Annotated in this window: 1 pseudogene; it reads left to right on the top strand. The window is 68.3% G+C overall.

Annotated features, from left to right (window positions below):
* Positions 1-1,382: 1,382 nt before the first annotated feature.
* A pseudogene (locus AB0G02_RS33750) lies at positions 1,383-2,195 on the top strand (hypothetical protein); the annotation flags it as partial.

Genomic DNA, 2,195 nt, shown 5'->3' with positions numbered 1-2,195 from the left:
GGACGGCGAGGAAGCCGGCCACGGTCGCGACGATCCCTCGACGGAGCTGACTCTGTTGGATTCTCATGCTCGTTTCCTTGACACGTTGTCGGTCATGACCTGCACAGCGCGATGCGCTGGCAAAAACGATGTGGTGCGATTCGCACGCCGCCACAGCCCGCGTGGGCCGTCGGCGCCCATTTCCCTACACGCAGAAAACCTCGGCCCGTGAAGCACGACCGCTCATGGCGGTAGCTCACGGCACCGAGGTCTGGGGTGTGAAACGGGACGCTACTCCTGCTGCGGCGGGAATTGACGTTGCATCCCCCGAATGGACGCACGCCCCATGTGCGACAGGAAGCCCCGCCGAGTGCTTTCGACCGACGTCGCGGGGTCGAGTCCGAATCTCACTCGGCCAGGACAAATCGAGACCGATCAGAGCCCGATCCATTGACGTGATCGCCACAGACCTCAGGCCGGTGGTCGTGCGCGAGCCCCGCGGACGTGGCACGACCCCCACCGCTGGGGCTTGACGGGGGTCGTGCCGGCGGCCGGACTCCCTGGTCAGAGGCCGAGCAGGGGGAAGAGGACCGCGCCGGCGGCACCGAGGATGCCGGCCGCGGTGCCGTTGACGATGCCGACAACAGAGTCGATCAGACCGCCGACGATGACGATTCCCATGATGTGCACTCCTCGTGTAGAAATGTGATGGAACTCTGGCTGTTGCATTTCCCGGAGCACGGCAATGACGGCGTGCGACACGCGGTGTCAAGTTGCCCGGAAGGCACGCACCGGCACCCGGCACGATTCGAGCCGGCCGATGCGGTCCACCGACGCACAAAACCCCGGTGTGCCGCCCACCTCCAATCAACGGAGGTGGTGCCACCGGGGTCCGGGGTAACAACAACAACCTACCTCTTCGGCCGGTTGACCGACAGCACAGTCGCCCGAATGGCCGTACGGGGCCTCACTTCTCGACGAAGGTCGAGCGGGTCGCAGAACGACCTCGCGCGTTCGGTCCGGAGGATCGAGCGGGGTGCCACCGTCGAACACGGACGACGTCCGCGGTGACGAGGAACACCGGAATCAATGTTTACCCACAAACTCCGCCTATTCGAGAGTGGAAATTCCATCGTCACCCGGGAATTCCTCGCAACGGGATGACGAACCGCCGATCCGCTTGTAAACAAGGCCGAAGAGGAACAGAGTTGCCCCGGGAGCGCAGACGAATCGCTGCGCGGTACCGCCCATCAATCCGGTCATGCGATCGATCAGCTCGCGGATGAATCACCCGGCGATGGCGGCAGATCAACGAGAAAACCTGCGCTCTTGCGATGACAGGCCTGCTCGGGCCTTCTCACCGGCGCAGAGGAAATCCCATCACCAGAGAGGTGGAGAAGATCATGAGATCGACCACGCACAGCACCACGGCAGTACGGGTACGACGTGCTCTGATCGGGCTGGGGACGGTGGCGGGGTTCGCCCTGGTGGCTCCCGGCTCCGCCTACGCCGCCGACCCGGCCGGGTGTGTCCGGTCCGGTGAGAACGTGACCTGCACGGCGGGTGTCCCCGCCGGTCAGGTCCTCGACGGCACCGCCAACGCCAACACCATCACGATCACCGGCGGCTCGGTCGCCGGCACGATCAGGGGGTTGGGCGGCAACGACACCATCATCATCACCGGCACCGGCGGCATCAACGGGACGACAGGTCCTCCCGGTGCGAACGGCACGGCGGGCACCCCCGCGGGGACCGCGGGCGGCAACGGCGGTGTCGGGACCAGCGGCGGCGTCGGCATCAGCAGCTCCGGCATCGTGGACGGCGGTGACGGCACCGACCAGATCACCGTCACCGGTGGTGCGGGCGGCAACGGCGGCGCCGGCGGCATCGGCGGCCTCGGCCTGAACAGCGGCGCGGGCGGTGCCGGCGGCAACGGCGGCGTCGGCGGCGTCGGCGGCGCTGCCAACGTCGGGTCCGTCATCGGCGGCGTCGGCGGCGACACCGTCAACGCCACCGGCGGCAAGGGCGGCCTCGGCGGCGTCGGCGGGCTGGGCGGCTACGGCGGGGCCACGGCTGGCGGAGCGGGTGCCGGCGGTCTCGGGGGCGCCTCGGGCGTCGGCGGCGTCGGCAACTCCGGGTCCATCAACGGCGGCACCACGGACTCCGGTGTCGACACCATCACCACCACCGGCGGTGCCGGGGGTGCCGGTTCGGCG

Source organism: Actinosynnema sp. NPDC023658, from assembly GCF_040639995.1.
GTDB lineage: Bacteria > Actinomycetota > Actinomycetes > Mycobacteriales > Pseudonocardiaceae > Actinosynnema.
The sequence above is the reverse complement of the archived record's forward strand: the minus strand, read 5'-3'. Positions and strand labels throughout refer to the sequence as shown.